Raw genomic sequence first — 2734 nt, 5'->3', positions numbered from 1 at the left:
ACCTAAATAACGGATATGTACACCATCACCACCGCCACCACCCTCAGGGCCGATACAAATGCGCATGCCCCGCACGATACAACGACGACTCACCAAAACTGTCACTGGCCAAAACCCGACCCACCAGAATCAACGCCGTACGCCGAAACCCCTTGGCTGCCACCTTCCCGGCAATATCCGCCAGCGTACCAATGGCCCAATCCTGATCCGGCCAGGTCGCCCGATGCACCACCGCAATCGGACAATCCTCCCCATAGTGAGGCACCAACTCAGCCACGATCTTCTCCAGATGATTCACCCCCAGGTGAATCGCCATGGTCGTCCCATGCTGCGCCAAACTACTGAACACCTCACCCTCAGGCATCGCCGTCTTATCCGCATACCGCGTCAAAATCACACTCTGCGCAATGTCCGGCAACGTCAGCTCAGCCTCCAACAACGCCGCACAAGCCGCCACCGCCGTCACCCCGGGAATGATCTGAAACCCAATCCCAAGCTCCCGCAAAAGCCGAATCTGTTCCCCAATCGCCCCGTACAAACTCGGATCCCCGGAATGCACCCGCGCCACATCCTGGCCTTTCTCATGGGCCGTCTTGATCAGCTCGATGATCTGCTCCAGATGCAACTCCGCACTGTTGACCACCAGCTCAGCCTGATGCCCCTCAAGCACCGCCGCCGGTACCAGCGAGCCGGCATAGATAATCACCGGGCAACTGCGAATCAGCCGCTGCCCCTTGACCGTGATCAATTCCGGATCGCCTGGGCCTGCGCCGATGAAAAAGACAGTCATGGATTCATTCCTGTGAAAAAAAGCACGCGAGCAGCCCTCCAGATGAAGATTGCTCATGATCAAAGCTGACGATTATCGGGAATTCAGCCGGCGCAAGCCAATGCAAAGGTGGCCTGGGCGGTTTTTTTGCGGGTGATCAGCAGGGTGGCAGGGCTTTGAGACAGCTGTTCTGTCAGGGCCAGGGCGGCACTTTCAGCAATGCCGTAGCAGCCGGTATGAGCAAAAACCGTCTCGGACTTATGGCTCAGTCGATCTTCATAGGGCGCCAATTGCTCCGCACTGAAAAATACCAACGGCAAATCCAGAACCTGAGCCAGTGCCAGCAACCCCGGCTCATCCCGCTTGCGATCAAGACTGGCCAACGCAGTGATGCGCTGACGCTCAATGCCACCCTCGGCGAGGGCGGCGTTGAACAGTTCACGCAGGATGTCGACAGAACAACCCCGCTGACACCCCAGGCCAACCGCCAGGATCATGCCGAATACTGACCATCACGGTTACGGCGAAACAGCCAGGCACTGATCAAGCCCAGCGCCAGCCAGAAGGCAACGTTGGTCAACTGCGAGGCGATCTTGAATTGAGCTTCCAGAGCCTCCGGCGCCAGCATCGAGTGGACTTCCGGCTGTGGTGCGCCAATCACATGGGGCACAGCCAGGATCGCCACGCCCAGGATTTTCAGCAGCCAGTTACGACCGAACACGATCAGCGCAATACCGGCAGCGGTAGAGGCGGCAGTGCCGATCCACCAGATTTGCCGTTGCGCCAGGTCTGCCGCTGCAGTCCCCGGCAATTCAGGCGGCAAGCCCAGGGTCGGCGCCAACACAAAGGTGGCGTAACCGGCCAGGCCCCATAGCAGGCCTTGGGCCGTACGGGTCGGTGCACGCAGGGTGTACAGGCCGGCAAGCATCAGGGCAAAACCTACGGCGACCACCAGGTTACCGCCCGTAGTCGACAGCACACGCTGCCAGCCATCTTCCGGCTCCCAGGCTTCAGCGTCGTGGGTGTGGGCCGTGGCATCGGCATGTTCATGCACTTCGGTCGCGGCCGGGGCGTTTTCGAAGGTCTCCGCCTGCAGGATCAGCGGGGCAACCCAGAAGCTTTGCAGCAAGGTCAGCAGCAGGGCGGCCAGGAGGCCGGTGAAACCTGCGGTTTGGGCAATACGCTTGATCATGTCGGCAGGTCTCAGTGGCACGGGAACGCAGCGCTGTGGCGGGTATCGTGGGCGGCGTTGTGCACCGCTTCGATGTGCGAGAAACCGGCGAAATACACCAGGCACGCGCCGAGGATCGACGCGCCGATGGCGGCAGTCAGGCGTTGGCTCAGGGTGGCGGTGGTGCTGGCGGTAGAGGCGGTGCTGCTGATGATCGACATGGCGCGTCCCTTCAGGGTTTCAGGGTGACACGAGCGCATGAAAACCCCGCGAGCCAGGCACGCAGGGTTCTGAACAGCGCCCGCCCACCGCGGGTTTGTTATCTGATTTTTTCGGGCCGGTCTCCGGGCTTGCGAGGGGCCTGGGCCTTGAAAGCATCACCTTCCCATGCCGTAGAGGCACAGTGGTTTTGATGCTTCACTCGCTTACCGTTGCGGGGGCAGCACCGGACTCGTCACGCCCTTGAGTAAAGGAACATGACTCACCGGTTTCCCGTTTCACCCTGTGAAGGGCACCCGAAACAAGATGTGTAGGAGAGCATGGGCGGGCGATGGGCGTCAAATCGCCGGGTTATTGCCAGCGTTTGAACAGCACGCTGGCATTCACGCCGCCGAATCCAAACCCATTGGAAATCGCGTATTCAATCGGCAACGACCGAGCTTGGCCCCGGACCATATCCAGCCCATCGGCGGCGGGGTCCGGGTTATCCAGGTTGAGGGTCGCCGGGGCAATCTGGTCGCGCAGGGCGAGCACAGTGAAGATCGCCTCGATCCCGCCCGCGGCGCCCAACAGAT

General features: G+C 60.8%; 4 protein-coding genes, 1 pseudogene and 1 riboswitch. All 5 genes and pseudogenes read right to left on the bottom strand.

Annotated elements, in window-relative coordinates:
• Positions 1-43 precede the first annotated feature (43 nt).
• Positions 44-790: a precorrin-4 C(11)-methyltransferase gene (gene cobM, locus HX846_RS34885; RefSeq protein ID WP_102605651.1), complete on the bottom strand. Its 747-nt coding sequence runs from the start codon at positions 788-790 to the stop codon at positions 44-46.
• Positions 791-873: 83 nt separating this feature from the next.
• Positions 874-1266: a cobalamin biosynthesis protein gene (locus tag HX846_RS34880; RefSeq protein WP_178967221.1), complete on the bottom strand. Its 393-nt coding sequence runs from the start codon at positions 1264-1266 to the stop codon at positions 874-876.
• Positions 1263-1961: a CbtA family protein gene (locus HX846_RS34875; RefSeq protein ID WP_087694356.1), complete on the bottom strand. Its 699-nt coding sequence runs from the start codon at positions 1959-1961 to the stop codon at positions 1263-1265. Before HX846_RS34875 ends, HX846_RS34880 begins: the two co-directional genes overlap by 4 nt.
• An 11-nt stretch (positions 1962-1972) precedes the next feature.
• Complete coding sequence (locus tag HX846_RS34870) at positions 1973-2161, bottom strand: CbtB-domain containing protein (RefSeq protein WP_003217883.1); 189 nt, start codon at positions 2159-2161, stop codon at positions 1973-1975.
• 96 nt (positions 2162-2257) lie between these two features.
• Positions 2258-2474: riboswitch (cobalamin riboswitch) on the bottom strand.
• A gap of 36 nt (positions 2475-2510) precedes the next feature.
• Positions 2511-2734: pseudogene (locus HX846_RS34865) on the bottom strand (beta-ketoacyl-ACP synthase II); the annotation flags it as partial.

This window comes from Pseudomonas sp. K5002, assembly GCF_013386655.1.
In the GTDB taxonomy this organism is placed as follows: domain Bacteria; phylum Pseudomonadota; class Gammaproteobacteria; order Pseudomonadales; family Pseudomonadaceae; genus Aquipseudomonas.
The sequence above is the reverse complement of the archived record's forward strand: the minus strand, read 5'-3'. Positions and strand labels throughout refer to the sequence as shown.